Source organism: Nitrospirota bacterium (assembly GCA_035516965.1).
Lineage (GTDB): Bacteria > Nitrospirota > UBA9217 > UBA9217 > UBA9217 > MHEA01.
In genome coordinates this window covers 1-21,392 of the sequence record DATIZR010000114.1, presented here as the reverse complement: position 1 = coordinate 21,392, position 21,392 = coordinate 1, and the positions used below count along the sequence as shown (strand labels likewise).

The window sequence follows — 21,392 nt, the reverse complement described above, 5'->3', positions numbered from 1 at the left end:
CATCTCTTCCTCGCCTGCTGTTAACTGTGTTCATCCGTGGTCTCTCTCATTCGCTTTTGTTGTTCGGAGCTTGTTTTGATCGAGCTTTTCTTCCAATACCTCGTGGCCGGGCTCACCTACGGCACGATCTACGCCATCGTCGGCATCGGCTTCAACATTATCTACAACACCACGGGGATCATCAATTTCGCTCAGGGCGAGTTCGTCATGCTCGGCGGCATGACGGCCGTTTCCCTGCACGCGCACCTGCCGCTGCCGCTCGCCGTGCTCGGGGCGGTCGTGATCACCATGATCATCGGCGGCCTGATCGAGATCGCCTTCATCCGGTGGCTCGTGAAGCCGTCGGTCCTGCGGATGATCATCATCACCATCGGCATATCGATCCTGGTCCGGGAGGCTGCGCTCACGGTCTGGGGCGAGGGCGTCCGATCCCTTCCCTACTTCACGGGGAACGAGGTCTCGGCCCTGTCCTTCGGCGGCGTCCGCGTGTCGCCCCAGGTCCTCTGGAGCATCGGCGTTTGTTCGGTGGTCGTGCTCTTGCTGAACCTCTTCTTCAAATACACGATGCTCGGCAGGGAAATGCGGGCCTGCGCGTCGAACCGTGACGCGGCGGCGCTCTGCGGCATTCCGACCAGGAACATGGTGACCCTTTCGTTCGTTCTCTCGGCGGGCATCGGGGCCCTGGCCGGCTGCGTCGTCTCCCCCATCACCTATACGCAGTACAACATCGGCACCGGCCTCGCCATCAAGGGATTCACCGTGGCGATCCTCGGCGGTCTCGGCAACAGCATGGCGGCCGTGGCGGCCGGTTTCATTCTCGGCATCCTGGAATCGTTCAGCATCTGGGTCCTGCCCACGGCGTACAAGGACGCGATCTCCATATCGATCCTGCTGGCCATGCTGTTCGTCCGGCCGAGCGGCCTGTTCGGGAACCGGGAAGCCATGCGGTTAAAGGATTTTTAATGATGAGAGCACGCTTCGCCCCGGTCCTGGCGCTTGTCACGGTTATCACCGTTGTTCAGCTGCTGACGTTCGCGGCAGGCAGGGAATTCTATCTGACGCAGCTCACCATGACGGCGTACTATTCGCTCATTGTGGTCGGGCTTTGTCTTCTGATGGGCTTCGCGGGCCAGATCTCGCTCGGACACGCTGGTTTCTTCGCGATCGGCGGCTATACGACCGCGGTCCTGACCACCCTCGACCTGTCGGCTTATCGGGACCTGGGCGTCGTTTCCCGGCTTGCCTCGCTCGGCGTCCTTTCCGCCCGCCAGGACCTCTACGGGGGCCACATCCTGTGCGTGCACCCCTGGGTCGCCTTCGCCGCGGCGGTGCTGCTCGCGCTCGGGGTCGCCTGGGCCATCGGCATTCCCGTGCTCAAGCTCAAGGGGCACTACCTGGCAATGGCCACGCTCGGCTTCGGCACCATCATCTTCAGCCTCGTGCTCGGCACGCAGCGGTTCGGTGCGGCGGACGGCATCTCGAGCGTGCCGCCCTTTCCCCTGCTGCCCGGCATGAGCGTCAGCGGGGGTTCTTCGCTCCGCGTGCTGAACTATTACTTTGCCTGGCTGCTGGTGGCCGCGGCCATGGTCCTGCTCGTCAACCTCATCAACTCCCGGGTCGGCAGAGCGCTCCGCTCGATCCACGGCGCCGAGGACGCGGCGAGTGCCATGGGCGTGGACACGGCGCGGTACAAGCTTTCGATCTTCATGCTGAGCGCGGTGCTCGCCGCCATTGCCGGCGTCTTCCTGACCCACTTCAACGGCGGCATCGGACCGTCCGAGGCGTCGATCATGAAATCCGTCCGGTACGTCGCGATCGTGGCCGTGGGAGGCATGGGCAGCATCTGGGGCACGCTTATCATGAGCGTGGTGCTGAACTTCCTTTCGCTTCGCGGCTCCTTCGGCACCTTCGACGACGCGGTGTTCGGCGGCATCCTGATCCTGATCATGCTCTTCGCGCCCGACGGGATCATCGGCTCCGACCTGCGGGCGCTCGTGAGGAAGTTTTTGCCGAAGGCAGACGTGGTGAAGAGACCAGAAAAATGAGAACCTGGGTAACCACGGATGAACACGGTTACATGCACGTAATATGACCCGGAAAGGCACTTTTTAACCACAGATGAACACAGATGGACAAAGATGACCGAAGCATTAGGTACTCACTCGTTCTAACCTGTGTTTATCTGTATGTCACGGCGAAGTCGTGACCTGTGGTTAAAAATCAGTATGGCACTTCTTGAAGTAAATAACCTCAGCAAGCGCTTCGGCGGGCTCCAGGCCGTGAAGGATGTCTCCTTCTCCGTGCAGCGGGGCTGCATCAAGGCGGTCATCGGGCCGAACGGGGCGGGAAAGACGACGCTGTTCAACCTCGTGTCCGGGTTCCTGCCCCCCGATTCGGGCTCGATCCGCTACGGCACCGCCCCGATCCACGGGAAACGTCCGTTCGAGATCGCGGCGCTCGGCGTGTCCCGCACGTTCCAGCACATCAGGCTGTTCTCGCACATGACCGCTCTCGAGAACGTCATGGTAGGCCGCCATGTGCGGAGCCGCGCGGGCTTCGTCGCGGGCATGATGAACCTTCCCTGGACGCGGCACGAAGAGCGGGAGATCCGCGCCAGGTCCCTGGAGATCATGGAGTTTATCGACATCGCCCCCCTGGCCGGGAGCGACGCAACGAGCCTCTCCTACGGCCAGCAGCGCCTGGTGGAACTCGCCCGCGCCCTGGCCGGCGATCCCTCGATGCTGCTGCTCGATGAACCCGCGGCGGGTCTCAACATGCGGGAAACCGCCGATATGGCGAAGCTGATCGTCAGGATCCGGGACCGGGGTGTGACGGTCCTGATCGTGGAGCACGACATGCAGCTCGTGATGAAGATCTCTGATGAGGTCGTCGTGCTTTCCTACGGCGAGAAGATCGCCGACAACACGCCCCGAGCCGTCCAGAACGACCCCGAGGTCGTCCGGGTGTATCTGGGAGAGGACGATGCTTAGGATACGGAACCTCGATGCCGGATACGGGAGCCTGGGGGTCCTGCGGCGCATTTCGCTCCATGTGAATCCGGGCGAGATCGTGACGATCATCGGAGCGAACGGCGCGGGCAAGAGCACGCTGCTCAGGACCATCAGCGGGCTGCTCCGGGCTCAGGCGGGCGAGATCCTCTTTCAGGGCACGGAGATCTCCCGCGCGCCCACGGAGCGGATCGTGTTCAGCGGCTGCTCCCTGGTGCCCGAAGGCAGACAGGTGTTCGCCGCCATGCCGGTGAAGGAGAACCTGCTGCTCGGCGGTTATGTACAGTTCAAGCGGGGGAACCGTCATGATGTGGAGCGGGACCAGGAGTATGTCTACGGGCTCTTTCCGGTGCTGAAACAGCGCGAGCGCCAGCTGGCGGGAACGCTCTCCGGCGGCGAGCAGCAGATGCTTGCCATGGGCAGGGCCCTCATGGCGAGACCGAAGCTCGTCATGCTGGACGAGCCCTCGATGGGGCTCGCGCCGCTCATGGTAAAGGAGATCTTCAACATCATCGTGAAGCTCCGCGGGGAGGGCAAGACGGTGCTGCTCGTGGAGCAGAATGCCCGGAGCGCGCTCAAGATCGCGAACCGCGGGTACGTGCTCGAGACGGGCAGGATCATCCTCGAGGGCGAGGCCGAGGACCTTCTCGCGAACCGCAACGTGCAGAGGGCGTATCTGGGGAAAGAGCAGTGAAGACAATCAAGAATTAGGAATTATGAATGGCCAATGGGGAATGAAGAGTTGCTGACTCATTAGGGCTTTTATTTTTAATTCTAAATTATTAATTCACATTTTTTTTGCACCGGAGGTGCTTCCATGTACTGGCAGCCTGAAAATGAATGCATGGGCCGGGAGGAGCTCGCCCAGCTCCAGCTCGAACGGCTCGAGTCCACCCTGAACCGGGTGTACCTGAACGTACCCTTCTACCGCAGGAAGTTCGACGAGATCAAGTTCAACCCCGACGACCTCCGGTCCCTCGACGACCTGCGGAAGCTTCCGTTCACGACCAAGAACGACCTCCGCGAGAACTACCCCTACGGGCTCTTCGCGGTGCCTCTCCGGGAGGTGGTCCGGGTCCATGCGTCATCGGGCACCACGGGCATGTCGACGGTCGTGGGGTATTCGAAGAACGACATCAAGACATGGTCGAACCTGGTTGCCCGGGTACTCGCCGGGGGCGGTATCACGAAGGACGACGTGATCCAGATCGCGTTCAACTACGGCCTGTTCACGGGCGCCTTCGGGCTTCACTACGGCGCCGAGCGGCTCGGCGCCTCGGTCATCCCCATCTCGAGCGGCAACACGAAGCGCCAGATCAAGATCATGCAGGACTTCAAGACCACGGCGCTCGTGAGCACGCCGAGCTATGCCATGCTGATCGGGGATACGATCAGGGAGATGGGCATCAACCCCAACTCACTTTCGCTGAAGTACGGCCTCTTCGGCGCCGAGCCGTGGTCCAATGGAATGCGCAAGGAGCTCGAGGAGAAGCTCAAGATCGTAGCGACCGACAACTACGGCCTTTCCGAGGTCATGGGGCCCGGCGTGGCGGGCGAGTGCCTCGAGCGGAACGGCCTGCACATCGCCGAGGACCATTTCCTGGTCGAGTTGATCAATCCCGACACGCTGGAGCCGGTCAGGCCCGGCGAGGTGGGCGAACTGGTGGTGACGACCCTGACGAAGGAGGCTTTCCCGGTCATCCGGTACCGGACGCGCGACCTCACGCGGCTGCTCCCGGGGCCCTGCCCCTGCGGCAGGACCATGCAGAGGATGACGCGCGTGTTCGGCAGGACCGACGACATGCTGATCATCCGCGGCGTGAACGTCTTCCCCCAGCAGATCGAGAACGTGCTCTTCGACATCGAGGGCATTGCGCCGCACTACCAGATCGTGATCGAGCGCAAGGGGGCCCTGGACGAGACGACCGTCTATGTCGAGGTTTCGGAGTCGATCTTCTTCGACGAGATGAAGAAGCAGGCCAAGCTGAAGGAGACCATTAAGAAGCGGCTCGCGTCGGAGCTCGGCATCTCGGTCGACGTGAGGCTCGTAGAGAAAAAAACGCTCGAACGGTTCGAGGGAAAGGCGAAGCGGGTCATCGACAACAGAAAATTCTGATGGAGCAGCCTGGAAACACCGAGGGCTCTACTCTGTTCGAAAGGGGTTTATGCGCTTCTCATGAATTACATCGACTTCCATACCCATATCTTTCCGGATAAGATCGCCAGGCAGGCCGTTGACGCCCTTGCGGCCGACTCGGGCAAGTACCGGCCCAAGACCGACGGCACCCTGCGGGGGCTGCTCGACTCCATGGACCGGGCCGGCATTTCCGCGAGCCTCGTTGCGAACATCGCCACGAAGCCGACCCAGACGGCCCCGATCCTCGAGTTCTGCAGGCAGATCAAGAGCGAACGCATCCATCCGCTCATCTCGTTCCATCCCTCAAACGGCGCCGAAGAGGTCGAGGACATCTTCGGCAGGGCCTGGCGCGAGGGCATCTACGGCGTCAAGCTGCATCCGATGTACCAGGGATTTTCCATCGACGGCAAGCATATGTACGGTTTTTACGAACTGATGGCGAGCTTCGGCTTTTATGTCATGTTCCACACCGGCTTCGACGTCGCCTTTCCCGGGAACAGTCAGGCCGACGTGGAAAAAATCAGGAAGATCGCCGACTGGTTCAAGGACCTGACCATTGTCTGCACCCATATGGGCGGATGGAAACAATGGGACCGCATCCACTGCCTCCGGGGGTGCGAGAACGTTTATACCGAGACATCGATGACCATGCCCGAAATGGAAGACGAGGAATTCATCAGGCACCTTTCCGTCTTCGGCGAGGACCGGGTCCTTTTCGGAAGCGACAGCCCCTGGACCGACCAGAAGGAGATGCTGGAGCGGACGCTGCGGCTCAGAATCCCGGATCAACAGAAGGAAAAGATGCTGTACGCGAATGCGGCAACGCTCCTCCGCCTGAACAAGACGTAGCCGTCTCTTCCCCTCTGTCCCTTCAATGCAACGGATGCGCAGAAGCGCTGTGGTATAATAAAAAAAGGTATCCACCTGCCGCTGATCGGGCCGAACGGGCCCGGCAGAGGTGCCGAACGGGGGCAATCCATGAAAAAAGTGTTGATCGCACAGGAGTTGCACGGCATGCTTCCGCCGGGCGGCAGTTTTTTGCACCGGTCCGACATCCGCATCATTCCGGCATCTTCGAACGACGAGCTCTTGAGCTTGCACCGCGCGGAACACGCCGACCTCATCGTGACCCACCTCGATCTTCCGGGCATGAACATCGAACAGCTCGCATCGCTCATCGCGAAGGACCCCGCGCTGCGCACCGTTCAGCTCCTCCTGGTCTGCGCCAACACTCCGGCAGCCATCGAGCACTGTTCCCGGTGCAATCCGAGCGCGGTCATCCTCCGCCCCGTGAACCCGACCCTCCTCCTGGCGCGGGCCCAGCAGCTGCTCGAGATCGCGACGCGCGAGACATTCCGCGTGCTGATCAGCGTTGCGGTCGAGGGCGCGATGGGGGACTCGGCCTTCTTCTGCAAGTCCCAGGACATCAGCGCCACGGGCATGCTCATCGAGACCGACAGGCCCCTCCCGAAGGGGAAGAAGCTCACCTGCACGTTCTGTTTGCCGACGGGGACACGGATTCAAACCAAGGGGGAGATTGTCCGGACCATTGATGGGGACAAAGGAGCCGGTGTGAACCGGTATGGCGTCAAGTTCGCCAAGATCTCGGGCGAGGACCGGATCGCGCTCGAAACCTTCGTCGCCGAGCGGTCGAAGCTTGCACGCAAAGCGTAGACCTCGTGCGCCCGCCGCGGGTGTTGCAGCATGCGGGGAAAAAGTCGCTATCCAACTGACCCCGTGTTACTTCTTCTGAGCCCTGCCTGCCGCAAAAGCCTTCTGGTTGATCGCGAGAACTTTTTTGGGGACCGTGTTCACCACGGCATCGAGGATGAACTGCTCCTTGAGGGGGAGAAAGGGGAGCGCCGCTCCGAGCAGAACGAGGTTGAGCGCACGCTTGTCGCCTGCCTCGACGGCAAGCCGCGTGCCGTCGAAGGGCATGACCGTCTTGGCACGGCCTCTAATGGTATCGTTGATATCCGCGGGATATTTCTCTGCGGCAATGGAGACGCCGATGGTGCCGATGGTGCGCGTATTGTAGATTACCGCGCCGTCGTCCTTCAGGTAGTGGAGATAGCGGGCCGTTTCGAGCGGTTCAAACCCGATCAGAAGGTCCGCCTCGCCCTCGCTCACGATCGGGGAGAACACCGCGTCCCCGAAGCGCACCTGCGACAGCACGCTGCCGCCGCGCTGCGCCATGCCGTGCACCTCGCTCTGCTTCACATCCAGGCCGGAGAGGAGCGCCGCCTCCGCGATGATCTTGCTCGTGAGCAGCACGCCCTGCCCGCCCACACCGCTGATCAGAATGTTAAAAACGTTCACCGGTTAAACCCCCGCACTATCTGACACAGATTTACACTGACGTATTATGATTCAAGCCGACGATAGGTCTCTCTGTGGAAATCATGTCTTTATCCGAATCTTCAGTTTCCTCCGCGACCTTTGCGCCTCTACGAGAGAAGTCCTCGCTCCGTGCTACCCGGCCGTCTTCATCGACCCCGTCGTACAGAGCTGGGCGCAGACGCCGCAGCCGTTGCACAGGAGCGGATCGATCTCGACGTAGCCGGCCTTGCCCTCCGGAGTGAAGGATAGCGCGATGCATCCCGCCTTGAGGCACGCCTTGCACCCGACGCAGCCGGCGCGCTCGACGGTGTAGGCCTTCTTCGATACGCGGTAGCGAAGCACGCAGGGCTGGTTCGAGACGAGGACCGAGGGACCCTTCTCCTCGAGCGCTTCCTTTACGATCTTCTCGAGGTCCTTGATCTTGTAGGTGTCGATCTCGCGCACCCGCTTCGCGCCTATGGCCTGGCAGAGCTTCGGAATGTCGAGTCGCGGCGCTTCGCCTCCCTGGGCGGAGCGGCCCGTGCCCGCGTGCTCCTGGCCGCCCGTCATGCCCGTCGTGTCGTTGTTCATGACAATGACGATCGCATCGCCGCCGTTGTAGACCATGTTGATGAGGCCGGTAATGCCGGAGTGCAGGAAGGTCGAGTCGCCGATCACGGCCACGGGCTTCTGCCGCACGCTCTGGAGCCCGAGCCCCTTGGCCATGCCGTGGGCGGCCGAGATGCTGGCGCCCATGCAGATGCAGGTGTGCATGGCCGAAAAGGGAGGCAGTGCGCCGAGCGTGTAGCACCCGATGTCGCCGGAAACGTGGAGTTTGAGCTTTGCGAGCACCGTATAGAGTCCCCGGTGCGAACAACCGGGGCAGAACGTGGGCGGCCGCATCAGGAGACCGGCTGCCGGCTCCTTCATCGGGAGCGGCGTTCCCGATATCTTCTCGCGCACCAGGCGCTGGCTGAACTCCCCGCAGAGCGGCAGCACGTTCTTCCCGAGATGGACCGTGACGCCCATGGCCCTGATCTGCTCTTCCAGGAACGGGTCGAGCTCCTCCACCACGGCCAGCTTCACGACCGATGAGGCGAACGTCCGGATCAGCGTTTCCGGGAGCGGAAAGGTCACGCCCAGCTTGAGCACCGCCGCCTCCGGGAACGCGTCGCGCACGTACTGGTACGAGATGCCGGAGGTGATGAACCCGACCGACCGGTCGCCCTCATCAATCCTGTTCAGCGGCGAGGTCTCGGCCCAAGCCCGGAGCCGGACCAGCCGGTCTTCGACGAAGACATGCCGCTTCTTGGCGTTGCTCGGGAGCATGACGTACTTGCCGAAGTCCTTTGCGAGCCCGCGGCCCGCGGGCGACTCGGCCACGCCTTCCTCCACCACGCTCTTGCAGTGCGAGATCCGGGTCGTCGTGCGCAGGATGACCGGCGTATCGAAGGCCTCGGAGAGCTCGAAGGCCGCCTTCACAAAGAGAAGCGCCTCGCCGGAATCGGACGGCTCGATGCAGGGGATCTTGCCCTGCCGGGCAAAGTGGCGCGTATCCTGCTCGTTCTGAGAGCTGAACATGCCGGGATCGTCGGCGGCCATGAGCACGAGCCCGGCGTTGACGCCGGTGTAGGCCGCGGTCATGAGCGGGTCCGCTGCCACGTTCACGCCCACGTGCTTCATGCATGCCATGGAGCGAACACCCGAGAGCGAGCCCCCGATGGCAACTTCCAGGGCCACCTTCTCATTCACGGACCACTCGGCGTGGATGCCCTTTTCCCGGGACAGCGTTTCGAGCACCTCGGTGCTCGGCGTGCCGGGATAGGCAGCGGCGAGCTTGCCGCCGGCCTCGATGAACCCCCGTGCGATGGCTTCGTTACCGGAAAGGATCGATTTCTTCAAAGCCACTCCTTCATGAATGAAATGCTTTGCGCGAGACAGGGTTCCGTCTTTCCTTTGCTTCGCGAACTCCGCGCCTCTGCGAAGAAAATGGTTTTCGCTTTTTACTTGGGTCTGTTGTCGATCACGCGCCTGGCCTTGCCTTCGCTGCGCTGGATCGAGTTCGGCGGGCGGAGGGTGATCTCGGTGTTCACACCGATGATGTCCTTGATGTTCTTCTGGATCTCGTGCTTCAGCCGGATGAGCTCTTCCTCTTCCTGGACGAAGGCCTTCAGGTCCGTGGAGAGCACCTTGTTCGCCATGTCCTCCATGAACTTGGGGGACACCTCCACGTTCACGTTCACCTCATCCAGCCGTCCCCTGCGGTTCACTTCGATGATGTAGTGCGGCGCGACCTCCTCGGACCTGAGCAGGACCGACTCTACCTGCGACGGAAATACGTTCACGCCGCGGATGATCAGCATGTCGTCGGCCCGGCCGCGCACGCGCCTCATGCGCACGAGCGTCCTGCCGCAGGCGCACTTCTCGGGGTTCAGGCTCGTGATATCGCCCGTGCGGTACCGGATGAGCGGCATGGCCTCGCGGGACATGCTCGTGATAACGAGCTCGCCCTCCTGCCCGTAGGGGAGCTGCTCGCCCGTCCCGGGATTGATGATCTCGGGATAGAAGTGGTCCTCGTTGAGATGCAGGCCGTCCTGCGCCTCGATGCATTCCGACGATACGCCGGGCCCGATGATCTCCGAAAGTCCGTAGATGTCGATGGCCTTGATCCGCAGCCGCTCCTCGATCTCCCTTCGCATCTCCTCGGTCCAGGGCTCCGCGCCGAACAGGCCGACCTTGAGCTTGATCGTATCGAGGTTGATCTTCATCTCGCAGGCCACGTCGTAGATGTAGAGGGCAAAGGACGGCGTGCTGCAGATGGCCGTGCTGCCGAAGTCCTGCAGGAGCAGGATCTGCTTCTGCGTGTTGCCGCCCGAGATCGGGATGACCGAGGCGCCCACGCGCTCCGCGCCGTAGTGCGCGCCCAGGCCGCCGGTGAACAGGCCGTAGCCGTAGGCGTTCTGGACCACGTCCTTATTGGTCACGCCCGCGCAGGTGAAGGTGCGCGCCATCACGTCGGCCCAGAGGTTGATGTCGTTCCGGTTGTAGGCGACCACGGTGGGCTTGCCCGTCGTGCCCGAGGAAGCATGGATGCGGACGATGTTCTCGAGCGGCTCGGCGAACAGGCCGTAGGGATAGTTGTCGCGAAGGTCCGACTTCTTTGTGAAGGGCAGCTTTGTGATGTCCTGGCTGCCCTTGATGTCCGTGGGCCTGACGTTCTTCTCGTCGAACTTCTTCTTGTAAAAGGGGACCCGGGCATAGACGCGCTCGCACACCTTCTGCAGGCGCTCGCTCTGCAGTTTCGTCAGGTCCTGCCGCGACAGGGATTCTTCGGCGTTCCAGGGCATGGGGGGCTCCTCGGGAAAGATCGGTCACAAAAAACCGGGATTGTGCGCAGAAACAGCGCTAATTATAAACCAGAATGCACGGATTTGTAAACAGAAAATCATCTGACCTCTTGAGCGGGAGGGTGATAATTTGTTATAATGATGGCGTCGGGGGAGATTGTTGCTTGCCGGGGCGCAGAACCCGCAGGGAGAGGTCAATCGTTCCCACGCGAAGACGCATAGTTCGCACAAAGACGCTAAACGCATCACCCTTGATAATATTTCATAGTATTTTATTTCCTTTGCGACCTTGGCGCCTTTGCGCGAGACGTCGTTTTAACCTTCCTTTTCTTGCCTCTGTTTCGAAGACGCTTCGTGCGTTTTTTTCTACGAAAGGAATTGCCTGTGGATATCGTGAAAAAATTCATTGACGCAGATCGTTTCGCAAAGCATCTGGACATTGAAATGATAGATTATGACCGGGGCAAGGCCAGGGCCAGGATGGCGATCCGGGACCATCATCTGAACAGCGCAGGAACCGTGCATGGGGGCGCCATCTTCTCGCTGGCTGACGCGGCTTTTTCTGTGGCGTCCAATTCCCACGGCACGCTCGCCATGGCGATTAACGTCAGTATTTCCTACTTCAAGGCCGTAAAGGGCGGCACCCTGATCGCCGAGGCAGAAGAGGTGTCGCTCAACCCGAAGCTGGCGACCTACCTGATCCCTGTTTTCGATGAGCAGGGAAACAGGATCGCCCAGTTCCAGGGTACGGTGTACCGCAAGAAGGAAAGCATTGAAGATATGGTGCGATGAAGCTGCAATGACAGTGACAGCGAAACGATGGTTGATATCCTTCTGGATAAAGACAAGTAGCGTTGACGCCTCACTCCACTTATGCTGGAGGTAATAATGAACATTCCTCTAAACAAGAATAAAAGTTGGGTGGCACGTCTTCATGAAAGCATTGATCAGCTTGACCAGAATACGAAATACTCGATAATGAAACCAGCCGTGAAGGCATGCGCGGCAGACTTGCTGTCGCTTTGCGAAAAACATCTAGGGAGGGAAGTAAGCTCCATAGAAGATTTGGTAACTGGATGGAACATGGTTCGCGACAAACGCAACCTGCAAGGCAGATGGGAGTTTGAAGGGAATACTATCAGGGGAATATTCGGTGAATGAGGTTGCCCGCTCGTTCGATCCGGATTGATCGAACTTCATCCCGTTCAATGTTATTGCTCACAAGGCATGATGGAAACAATTTTTTCACAGGTGTCGAAAAAGAAGATTAACGTAGAGATTAAACGCTCGATCGGCAGGGGTGATGATGTCTGCAACTTCACAATAAAGTTATAAGAAGTCTTTGTTGTGGGAACTGGTGCGGGCATTCGCAAGTCAACTTCCTGAAGTCGTCGTAGTTTCCAGTTTGTGCACCACATAAATTTTCAACTCGAATTCATTAACATCTCCTCACTTGGATCAAAGTCTGGTTTATGCAACATTCTGCATAAACAATAAGATTGCCCCTTCAGTCGCACATTCTAAAGGAGTTGTCCCCCCCCCCCTGAAAAGGATATAATTCGCCTGATGTTCTGTTTGTTTTTAACTCGTTACTATTGTTCGTGGAGGGATGGACATGGCAAAATCGAAACTGAACAAGGTGCTATCCGGTCCAGGGCTGGCGAAAGTGCGTACCGGCATCCAGGGGCTCGACGAGATCACTGGAGGAGGTCTTCCCAAGGGAAGGCCGACGCTCGTATGCGGGAGCGCTGGCTGCGGCAAAACGCTCCTTGCGATGGAATTCCTCGTCCGCGGCGTACAGGAATACAATGAGCCGGGCGTTTTCGTCTGTTTCGAAGAGAACGCCGACGAACTCGCAAAGAACGTCGCCTCCTTGGGCTTCAACATTCAGGACATGGTAACAAAGAAAAAACTCTTCATCGACTACGTGTACATCGAGCGGAGCGAGATAGAGGAGACCGGCGAATACGATCTGGAGGGACTCTTCGTTCGTCTCGACCACGCGATACGCACAACTGGCGCGAAGCGGGTAGTCCTGGACACCATCGAAGCGCTTTTCTCCGGTCTCCCGAACCCGAACATCCTCCGGGCTGAGCTCCGGCGGCTTTTCCGCTGGCTCAAGGAAAAAGGGGTCACCGCGATCATCACCGCCGAACGCGGCGAAGGGACTCTCACGCGCCACGGGCTCGAGGAATACGTGGCCGACTGCGTCATTATGCTCGACCACCGCATAACTGAGCAGATCTCGACCCGCCGCATGCGGATCGTAAAGTACCGCGGCTCGCTGCACGGCACGAACGAATACCCTTTCCTCATCGACGAGCAGGGCATCGTAGTCATGCCGGTCACGTCCGTGAGCCTCGCCCATCCCGCCTCGACCGAACGCTTATCGAGCGGCATCCCGCGACTCGACATCATGCTGGGCGGCAAAGGCTTCTATCGCGGGAGCAGTGTCCTTGTTTCAGGCACGGCAGGCACGGGCAAAACGAGCATCGCCATGCATCTTGCAAATGCGGCGTGCAAACGGGGCGAATCGTGTCTTTATCTCGCGGCCGAGGAATCGATGAACCAGATCATCAGAAACGGCAGGTCCATCGGCATCAACCTCGAACCGTGGGTGAAAAAAGGACTCCTCTATTTTCACAGCACCAGACCGACCTTCTATGGTCTTGAAATGCATCTCGTTTCGATTCACAAACTGGTCCTTGAACAAAAGCCCAAATTCGTTATATTCGACCCCGTCTCCAACCTTACGGCCATTGGCTCAAACGCCGAGGTGCAGAACATGCTCATGCGGCTCCTGGACTTCCTGAAAGCCCGGGGTATAACAAGCCTCTGCACGAGTCTCACCCACGGCAGTTCGCCCATCGAAATGACCGAGGTCGGCATCTCGTCCATCATGGACTCCTGGCTCCTGCTTCGCGAATCCGAATACAATGGCGAACGCACAAGGGTGATGTATATCCTCAAGTCTCGGGGCATGGCGCATTCCAACCAGGTCCGGGAATTCGTCATCTCGAACAAGGGCATCGATCTGACTGACGTATACGTCGGGGCCGGCATGGTCTACACCGGCGCGGCCCGCCTGATGCAGGAGAGCAAGGACGAGGCAGAGACCTTTGCACGTTCGCAGGAAACAGGCCGCTTAAAGATGGAGCTTGACCGGAACCGGAAGATTATGGATGCGAAAATCAGCGAACTTCGCGCAGAGTACGACTCAAAAGAGCAGGAGCTCAAGAGTGCGATCCTTCAGCAGGAAATAAAGGATAAGATTCTTGCAGCCGACCGCGGGATACTCGCGAAGAAACGGAAGGCGGACGCGTGAGAACCATGTTAGCTTGCGGACTGCGGAATTAAACCCGTGAAGAAGCCGAAGTACATTCAACAGTTCTCAATTACCCGGAGGATAATGATGAAGAAAAAATCCACCACAAAGCGAATTGCCAAACCGTCCGTCAAAAAGATAAAGGAGGTTCCGTCCGACTTGTGGAACCTCAAGCTCTACGTCGCGGGACAGACGCCCAAGTCCATCGCGGCCTTTCAGAATCTGACAAAAATCTGTGAAAAGTACATGCTGTGCCGGTACAAAATCGAGGTGGTGGACCTGCTCGAGAATCCGCAACTGGCAAAGGGCGATCAGATACTGGCGGTCCCGACCCTCGTGAGGAAACTGCCTGTCCCGGTCAGGAAGATCATCGGTGACCTTTCAAATACCGAACGGGTCCTCGTGGGACTCGACCTGCGCCCGGCAAAATAGAGGAGAACACATGACGGCATCTCAAATAAAGTCGTTTGCGAAAAATCTGAAAAAGACCTCCAAGGTCGGCGATCGCCGTAAATACGTCCTCAAGCTGTACATTACAGGATCCACTCCTCGTTCAACCAAGGCCATCATGAACATCCGGCAGATCTGCGAGGAACACCTCAAAGGCCACTACGAACTCGATATTATCGACGTCTTTCAACAGCCCGTCCTTGCCAAGGGCGAACAGATCATCGCCGCGCCTACGCTCATCAAGAAGCTTCCGCTGCCGCTCCGAAGATTCATCGGCGATATGTCGGACACGGACAAGATCCTAATCGGCTTGGATTTGAGGCCGATAAATACGCATCAGGACTGACCTGAAAGTAAAAGGCTGTGAATAATTGATTTTTCTCATTCCTCAGCACTGAGTCTTCGACCGTCGCCCGCATTTATTCCGAGGAACATACGATGAAAAAGACAAAATTGAAAGAAGCCAACCATACCACGGCGCACTCGCGAAAAAGCACGAAGAAGCGAGGCAAGCCCGCCAAAACTTCCGCGTCACGCGCATCCCGGTCGAAGAATGATGCAAAGGCTTCTCTTCTTCTCGAAGTCGCCGACCTTCGTCTTCGCCTGAGCGAAGCGGAAGAGACCCTGACCGCAATCCGGAAAGGCGAAGTCGACGCCGTTGTCGTTTCAGGACCCCAGGGAGATCAGGTCTATGCGCTCAGGGGCGCTGAGCAGCCATACCGCATTCTCGTAGAGTCCATGAACGAAGGGGCACTCTCCCTGACAGAAACCGGATCCATCATCAACTGCAACAGGGCTTTCGCAAATATCGCGGGCTCACGCTCCGGCATGCTGGTCGGCAAATCGTTCAAGAACATGGTTTCGAATAAAGACAGGAGGAAATTCGAAACGTTCTGGGAGCAGGCGGTTGAAGTAGAAGCAAAAACCGAAATAGAGCTGGATTTCAACGGCCGGAAAATCCCGACCTACATATCGGCAAGTGCCCGGATGCAAGAAGCGGAGTGCTGGGTGTTCGTCGTGGTTACCGACATCACCGAACGGAAGCGCACCGAGGCAGAACTATCGAACTATCGGCGGCATCTTGAACGCATGGTGGATCAAAAGACCGAACAGGTTCAGGCGATGAACGAAGAGCTTCAAACGGTGAACGAGGAGCTTCAAACCGCCAATGAAGAGCTTCTTGCGACCAATGAAGAACTCGCCGCAAAAACAGCGGAACTTGGGACCCTTATCAACTCGATGTCCGATGCCGTGATCTATTCCGATACAAAGCGACGGATCCTTCTTGTGAACCCGGCCGCATCGACGATGTTCGGTTATTCCCAGGACGAACTGGTGGGGAAAACGACAGGGATTCTGCACGCGAATCAGGACGACTTTGAAAGAATCGAAGGGGAACGATACAAATTTCATGTGAAAAAAAATCAGCCCGCCTTCGCATTACAGTACCATCGCAAGGACGGGACAATGTTTGTGGGCGAAACTCACGTTGCTCCCGTTATGAGTCCAAAGGGCGCAGCCATCGGGTTCATCAGCATTCATCGAGACATCACCGAACGCAAGCTGGCGGAAGAGGCGCTACGACAAAGCGAGGAGCGCTTCCGCGCACTGACGACGGCCAGCGCGGATGTCATATATCGCATGAGTCCGGATTGGAGCGAGATGTACCAGTTCCGTGGCCGGGATTTTATCGCCGACACAGGGAAGCCAAACCGCAATTGGCTTCAGGAATACATTCACCCGGACGATCAGTCGCACGTACAGGCGGTCTTCAACGAAGCCATTCGGACCAAGAGCTTCTTCGAGCTGGAACACCGGGTCTTGCGAGTGGACGGTACATTGGGCTGGACGTTCTCGCGTGCGATCCCGCGGATGGATGCGAACGGCGAAATCGTCGAATGGTTCGGTGCCGCCAGTGATGTTACCGAGCGCAAGCGGGCGGAGGCGGACTTGCAGAAACTCTCCGAAGACATGGCGGCAAGAAACCTGGAGCTGGAAGCTGCGAACAAGGAACTGGAAACCTTCAGCCATTCAGTATCGCATGACTTGCGAGCACCCCTTCGGCACATATCGGGATTCGCCAAAATGGTATATGACCAGTATGCGGACAGCCTCGATGCGCGAGGTAAGGACTATCTTGACCGCATCAAAAAAAGCTCTGACCAAATGAGCCAGCTTATTGCAGATCTGCTGCGGCTGTCGCACATATCACGTCAGGATATCATGCGGAGGGATTCTGATCTGAGCCGTCTGGCGTCTGCCGCTATGCGCAGCATCCGTGAAACCGCTCCTGCGAGAAACGTCGAAGTTATCATCGCTGAAGGACTGCGCGCATTTATTGATCCCAACCTCATGATGATAGCGCTTACAAACCTTTTTAATAACGCCTGGAAATTCACTTCGAAGACTGAGAATGCGCACATTGAGTTCGGGGCCATTGAAAAAGACGCGGAGACTGTTTACTTTGTCAGAGACAACGGCGCCGGGTTCAATCCTGCTTATACCGAACAGATGTTTCTACCCTTTCGGCGGCTCCATACCGAACAACAGTTCGAGGGAACGGGAGTCGGCCTCGCCATCGTCGATCGGATCATTCGCCGACACGAAGGAAAGGTCTGTGCCGAGGGAGAAGTTGATAAAGGGGCCACGATCTATTTCACGCTCGGACAGGAGCAAGGACTGAGTGAATAACCGCAAGACACATGCCAATATCTTCATTCTTCACTAACCATCCGTATGCGGTTCTCAGCCAGTGGAGATTTTAATGCTACCAACAATCCTCATCATCGATGACAACGAGAACGACGTCCTGATAACGAAATTGGCACTCGTGAAGATTGGGCGGGATTTCAGGATGGAAGTCGCTGTGAGCGGAGAAGCAGGCCTCGCGCTCATCCGGGATGAAAAAACACGGCCGACCCTAATCCTTCTCGACCTGAAAATGCCCGGGATCGATGGTCTCCAGGTCCTGCGCAAGATACGCGAAGACTCGAGTTTGAGCAGCATTCCCGTGGTCATCGTCACGAATTCCGATCTGGAATCGGACAAACAGGCATCCTTCAAGGCGGGGGCAGACGGTTTTCTGCACAAAGCAATAGACCTCAATCAATTCCGGGAGGATCTAGAATGCCACTTAGAACGCTGGCTGGATGGGAATACGCGTCATCTGTGAAAAAATCAATACTATTATGTTTCAACCAGGATTCTTTGCCCTCGTCATTTTAATTGCGGATAAGTAAGTGTACTCTTCGACAGCCCGACCGCTCATGTTCCAGATAGTGCCACCTTATAACGCTTTCGCAATCCACTCAATCGTGGCAAGCAACGCGACATGATATACTCGCTTCCTTATCCATGAGTATAATTCTGAATGAACGAGGATAGTGCTAACGTTAAATACTGACCCTGGAGACGCTTACTCCCCGGCGTAAAATTTGCTATCATTAGATCAGGCTCGCATGGGCTGATCGCTGCGCCGGAGAAAGCGCATGCAGCAGTGTAAAGGGAGGATGTCAATGAAAATACGGAAAAGCATCTTTAAAATATACCTAGTGGCGAGTTGTGTCCTGGTTATCCTTGGTGCCTGGTCCCCTGTTTTTGCCGAACCCCCGGCGGGAACAACGGAAAGCATGAAGCCCCCCCTGGATATCGTCAACAAGACCGGGATCAAGGTCGTTGCACAGATAAATTCCGCCGAGATCTTCTCGAACGGCGTGAATAGGCAGGTCATGGGCGTCAAGAACCTCTTCGACAACTATACTTCTTCCGGCATGCTTCCGGGGAAGGACTTTGAGATCGTCATGGTCTTCCGGGGAGATGGAGGGTCTGCGCTGTTGAACGATGACGCCTACGCCAAACGAGTCGCCCAACAGCAGGCAACAGGCAATCCCAACCGGGGAGTGCTCGAGGCGATGAGCAAGGGCGGGGTAAAGATGTACGAGTGCTCCATGACCATGAAAGGAAGAGGCTATCGGCCCGAAGACCTCTTCCCCTTCAGCAGGGTCGTCGTCACCGGCATCGGCGCAATCGTTGATCTCGAAAAATCCGGCTACCTGCAGATCACGCCTTAGCGCGGGCGATGCATCGGGCTGAGCGTGCGTCGGGACGCTCGCCCGTGCAGGCCGGAGCAACAGGGAGTTTTCTCTTTTCCATTCGTTCAGGTCATGCTATAGTCCCTTCCATGTCTGATCCCAAAGCCTCGCGCCTTCCGTTCCACTATGCCTGGGTGATCGTGGTCACCGGCACGCTCTGTATCCTGGCGTGCCTCGGCTTAGGACGATTCGCACTCGGCATGCTGCTCCCGTCCATGGCCGCTTCGCTCGGCCTCTCCTATTCCCAGATCGGGTTCATCAGCACCGGCAACTTCATCGGCTACCTGATCTCGGTGCTGCTCTGCGGCAGGATCGCGAAGCGGACCGGCTCCCGCCGTCTGATCGTCATCGCGCTCGTGGCCATCTGCCTTACCATGGCGCTCATTAGCCGGGCGCACGGCTTCGGCGCTATCCTGATTCTGTACTTCATCACCGGGATGGGAAGCGGCGCCGCGAACGTGCCGGTCATGGGGCTCATCACCGCGTGGTTCGACCGCTGCATCCGCGGACGGGCGGCCGGGTTCGTGGTGATCGGGAGCGGGTTCGCGATCATTCTTTCCGGAAAACTGATCCCGGCCGTGAACAGGGCCATCGGGCCGGAGGGCTGGAGAACGAACTGGCTGATCCTGGCGGGCATCGTGGCATTGATCGCGCTGGTCGCGCAGGTCTTTCTCAGGGATAAGCCCGAAGAGCGAGGGCTCGTACCGCTCGGCAGCGAAGACCGGGAGATGACGTGCGTCCCGCAGTCAGCGGCTGATGGGGGCAGCATCTACAGAAACAAGACGCTCTATCTGCTCGGTTCGATCTACTTCTTGTTCGGGTACACCTACGTGATCTACGCTACCTTCATCGTGACCGCGCTCGTGAAGGAGCGGGGCTTTTCCGAGGCAATCGCGGGGAATTTCTGGTCCTGGGTGGGATTCTTGAGCCTCTTCTCCGGGCCGGTTTTCGGCACGCTCTCGGACAGGCTCGGCAGGAGGGCCGGGCTCATGATCGTGTTCTCGCTCCAGATGCTCGCCTACCTGCTGGTCGCGGCAAAGCTTCCGCCGATCTTCCTTTACCTGTCCATCGGATGCTACGGCGTCGTGGCCTGGTCAATCCCTTCGATCATGGTGGCTGCGGTGAGCGAATACGTGGGCGTGGACAAGGCTCTCGCGGCCTTCGGCTTCATCACCTTCATCTTCGGCCTGGGCCAGATCTCGGGGCCGTCGATAGCCGGGGTTCTGGCAGAACGGACCGGCAGCTTCTCGTCCAGTTTCTTCATGGCAGCGGCCTTTGCAGCCGCCGCGATCCTGCTCACGAGCTTTCTCCGCAAGCCGCACGACGCCTAGGTCCCGGGATCGAATGCCTGGGTCAAAAAAAAGCCGCCGCATCTCTTGATGCAGCGGCTGCGAAGCGCTTATTTACCAGCTTCATGCAACTTTCCTCCGTAGCCCATGCTATTCAGGTAATTAGTTTCAGTGCAGAGCCGCGGTCCACTTGGATAGTGTCATCGGTGCCTGCCTGCTGTAGATAGTTTACCTAACCCCGCACCTGCCTGCCCCCTTGTCCGCCGCGATAGGACGGCGTCCGCGTTACAGAACCGCCCCTGAACGACCCGGAACGCTGGCTCGGCACACTAACCCGGCCGTCATTACGGTAAGCAGGCGCGTAGAATTGCCTTTCCGGCGAGCGAGATGAGATAGAAGACCGCGCACCTCTATAACCGCCGGAACCTGCGCCGTAGTAAGTCCTGTCCCCTGCGACAGGCGATGATGAGCGGCGAACTTCTCGGTTCGAGATGTTGCCTTCCGGGCCCCGATTGGCCCGCTGTCCCTGAATGCTCCTGGAGTAAATGTCGCTCGCGCTCTTCCTGGCATCAGGTGTGTTGTTTGCGGTTATTCTGGGGTCTCGGTTCATCGAGGCTCCCGGGGTGACGTCACGAAGCCCCGCCAGGGCTGTCCTCTGATGCATATCGGAGAAGCTCCTGAACCGGTCTCCGTCCCCGGTCCTGAGCGTGGTTATGGGCCTCACATGGCCTTCTCTTGTCATCGTGACGGGAGAAACGAGCACCCGTGTCCTGGTGACGGGATCGAACGCGTGGTTGGTCACCAGGTGCCTGCCACCACCCACGAAGACGTGCCTCCCGCCTGGTCCGACAAAGAACGGCGGGCGCACGACCACGGTCGTGAAGGTATGGCAGATATAGAACCCCGGGAACCAGACGCCGAACCAGAATGCCGGGTAGGGCACCCAGTCATAAAGGTAAACGTAGTCCGTCGGTGGCGGATAGTAGGTGACAATGGGCGGCCCCTGATCATAATAGTAGTTGTTGATCATGGTTGGGTTGGACGGCGCCGTCGCCGCTTGCGGCGCCTCTGTTGGCATGTTTCCTGCGCCGGCCGGGGTCGGGAGGTTCTCCTCCGCGATCAGCGAATAGAGCCCGCGCGTAGCCTCGTCAGTACTCATCTGCAGTTTGTTATCGCTCGCCGCTTGTGCGATCGCGGCCTGGATCTGGCCCACGATCTCGGGTGTCACGGGATAGTCCGAGAGCCACCCGTTCAGCGGCACGATGCCGGCCTCGGCGAGGAGGGTTTCAGCGCTTGATTCGTCGGTGGGTGAACCAAGGTTCAGTTTGACAGCCAGCTTGATGGCGAAATCGCCCTCGCGCACCAGCGTCTGGGCTACAGGAGGGGCCTGTTGGCTTTGCGAAGATTGCGACCCGTAGTCTGCGGA

The 21,392-nt window shown here is 58.5% G+C and carries 20 protein-coding genes; 16 read left to right on the top strand and 4 right to left on the bottom strand.

The window, feature by feature from the left end; all coding sequences use genetic code 11:
- Nucleotides 1-75 precede the first annotated feature (75 nt).
- The 7 genes from VL197_16425 to VL197_16395 all read left to right on the top strand — a co-directional run bounded on the left by VL197_16425 (nt 76) and on the right by VL197_16395 (nt 6,819).
- Nucleotides 76-963, top strand: a complete 888-nt coding sequence (locus tag VL197_16425) for a branched-chain amino acid ABC transporter permease (GenBank protein HUJ19573.1) — start codon at nt 76-78, stop codon at nt 961-963.
- Complete coding sequence (locus VL197_16420) at nt 963-2,045, top strand: branched-chain amino acid ABC transporter permease (protein HUJ19572.1); 1,083 nt, start codon at nt 963-965, stop codon at nt 2,043-2,045. Before VL197_16425 ends, VL197_16420 begins: the two co-directional genes overlap by 1 nt.
- A gap of 180 nt (nt 2,046-2,225) precedes the next feature.
- A complete protein-coding gene (locus VL197_16415; GenBank protein HUJ19571.1) occupies nt 2,226-2,990 on the top strand; it encodes an ABC transporter ATP-binding protein in 765 nt (254 codons plus the stop codon).
- On the top strand, nt 2,983-3,702 hold the full coding sequence (locus tag VL197_16410) for an ABC transporter ATP-binding protein (protein ID HUJ19570.1): 720 nt from the start codon (nt 2,983-2,985) through the stop codon (nt 3,700-3,702). The genes VL197_16415 and VL197_16410 overlap by 8 nt, the downstream gene beginning before the upstream one ends.
- A 123-nt stretch (nt 3,703-3,825) precedes the next feature.
- Nucleotides 3,826-5,124, top strand: coding sequence for a phenylacetate--CoA ligase (locus tag VL197_16405; GenBank protein HUJ19569.1), 1,299 nt, complete (start codon nt 3,826-3,828; stop codon nt 5,122-5,124).
- Between the two features lie 60 nt (nt 5,125-5,184).
- The gene (locus VL197_16400; GenBank protein ID HUJ19568.1) at nt 5,185-5,994 is read left to right on the top strand and encodes an amidohydrolase family protein; all 810 of its coding nucleotides are present in this window, start codon (nt 5,185-5,187) and stop codon (nt 5,992-5,994) included.
- A 129-nt stretch (nt 5,995-6,123) separates the two neighbouring features.
- Entirely contained in the window at nt 6,124-6,819 is a 696-nt protein-coding gene (locus VL197_16395; GenBank protein ID HUJ19567.1) for a PilZ domain-containing protein, read from the top strand.
- A 66-nt stretch (nt 6,820-6,885) separates the two neighbouring features.
- Here the strand turns inward: VL197_16395 and VL197_16390 are convergent, their stop codons facing one another.
- The 3 genes from VL197_16390 to VL197_16380 all read right to left on the bottom strand — a co-directional run bounded on the left by VL197_16390 (nt 6,886) and on the right by VL197_16380 (nt 10,811).
- Nucleotides 6,886-7,464 carry an indolepyruvate oxidoreductase subunit beta gene (locus VL197_16390; GenBank protein ID HUJ19566.1) on the bottom strand — a complete coding sequence of 193 codons (579 nt, stop codon included), beginning with the start codon at nt 7,462-7,464 and terminating at the stop codon, nt 6,886-6,888.
- Nucleotides 7,465-7,617: 153 nt separating this feature from the next.
- On the bottom strand, nt 7,618-9,366 hold the full coding sequence (gene iorA, locus VL197_16385; GenBank protein ID HUJ19565.1) for an indolepyruvate ferredoxin oxidoreductase subunit alpha: 1,749 nt from the start codon (nt 9,364-9,366) through the stop codon (nt 7,618-7,620).
- Nucleotides 9,367-9,467: 101 nt separating this feature from the next.
- Complete coding sequence (locus VL197_16380) at nt 9,468-10,811, bottom strand: phenylacetate--CoA ligase (protein HUJ19564.1); 1,344 nt, start codon at nt 10,809-10,811, stop codon at nt 9,468-9,470.
- 384 nt (nt 10,812-11,195) lie between these two features.
- Between VL197_16380 and VL197_16375 the strand changes: the two genes are divergently transcribed.
- The 9 genes from VL197_16375 (at nt 11,196) to VL197_16335 (ending at nt 20,008) form a co-directional block, all read left to right on the top strand.
- Nucleotides 11,196-11,603, top strand: coding sequence for a PaaI family thioesterase (locus VL197_16375; GenBank protein HUJ19563.1), 408 nt, complete (start codon nt 11,196-11,198; stop codon nt 11,601-11,603).
- Between the two features lie 96 nt (nt 11,604-11,699).
- Nucleotides 11,700-11,972, top strand: a complete 273-nt coding sequence (locus VL197_16370) for a hypothetical protein (protein ID HUJ19562.1) — start codon at nt 11,700-11,702, stop codon at nt 11,970-11,972.
- Nucleotides 11,973-12,426: 454 nt separating this feature from the next.
- Nucleotides 12,427-14,136 (top strand): circadian clock protein KaiC, encoded by a 1,710-nt coding sequence (gene kaiC / locus VL197_16365; protein HUJ19561.1) that lies wholly within the window; start codon nt 12,427-12,429, stop codon nt 14,134-14,136.
- 87 nt (nt 14,137-14,223) lie between these two features.
- Nucleotides 14,224-14,568 (top strand): circadian clock KaiB family protein, encoded by a 345-nt coding sequence (locus VL197_16360; protein HUJ19560.1) that lies wholly within the window; start codon nt 14,224-14,226, stop codon nt 14,566-14,568.
- 10 nt (nt 14,569-14,578) lie between these two features.
- Entirely contained in the window at nt 14,579-14,932 is a 354-nt protein-coding gene (locus VL197_16355) for a circadian clock KaiB family protein (GenBank protein ID HUJ19559.1), read from the top strand.
- A 92-nt stretch (nt 14,933-15,024) separates the two neighbouring features.
- Nucleotides 15,025-17,277 (top strand): PAS domain S-box protein, encoded by a 2,253-nt coding sequence (locus tag VL197_16350; protein ID HUJ19558.1) that lies wholly within the window; start codon nt 15,025-15,027, stop codon nt 17,275-17,277.
- Nucleotides 17,278-17,350: 73 nt separating this feature from the next.
- Nucleotides 17,351-17,758, top strand: coding sequence for a response regulator (locus VL197_16345; protein ID HUJ19557.1), 408 nt, complete (start codon nt 17,351-17,353; stop codon nt 17,756-17,758).
- Between the two features lie 343 nt (nt 17,759-18,101).
- Nucleotides 18,102-18,656 carry a DsrE family protein gene (locus VL197_16340; protein ID HUJ19556.1) on the top strand — a complete coding sequence of 185 codons (555 nt, stop codon included), beginning with the start codon at nt 18,102-18,104 and terminating at the stop codon, nt 18,654-18,656.
- A 110-nt stretch (nt 18,657-18,766) separates the two neighbouring features.
- Nucleotides 18,767-20,008, top strand: coding sequence for an MFS transporter (locus tag VL197_16335; GenBank protein HUJ19555.1), 1,242 nt, complete (start codon nt 18,767-18,769; stop codon nt 20,006-20,008).
- A 190-nt stretch (nt 20,009-20,198) separates the two neighbouring features.
- Here the strand turns inward: VL197_16335 and VL197_16330 are convergent.
- The coding region (locus VL197_16330; GenBank protein HUJ19554.1) for a hypothetical protein at nt 20,199-21,392 on the bottom strand (1,194 nt) is incomplete at its 5' end.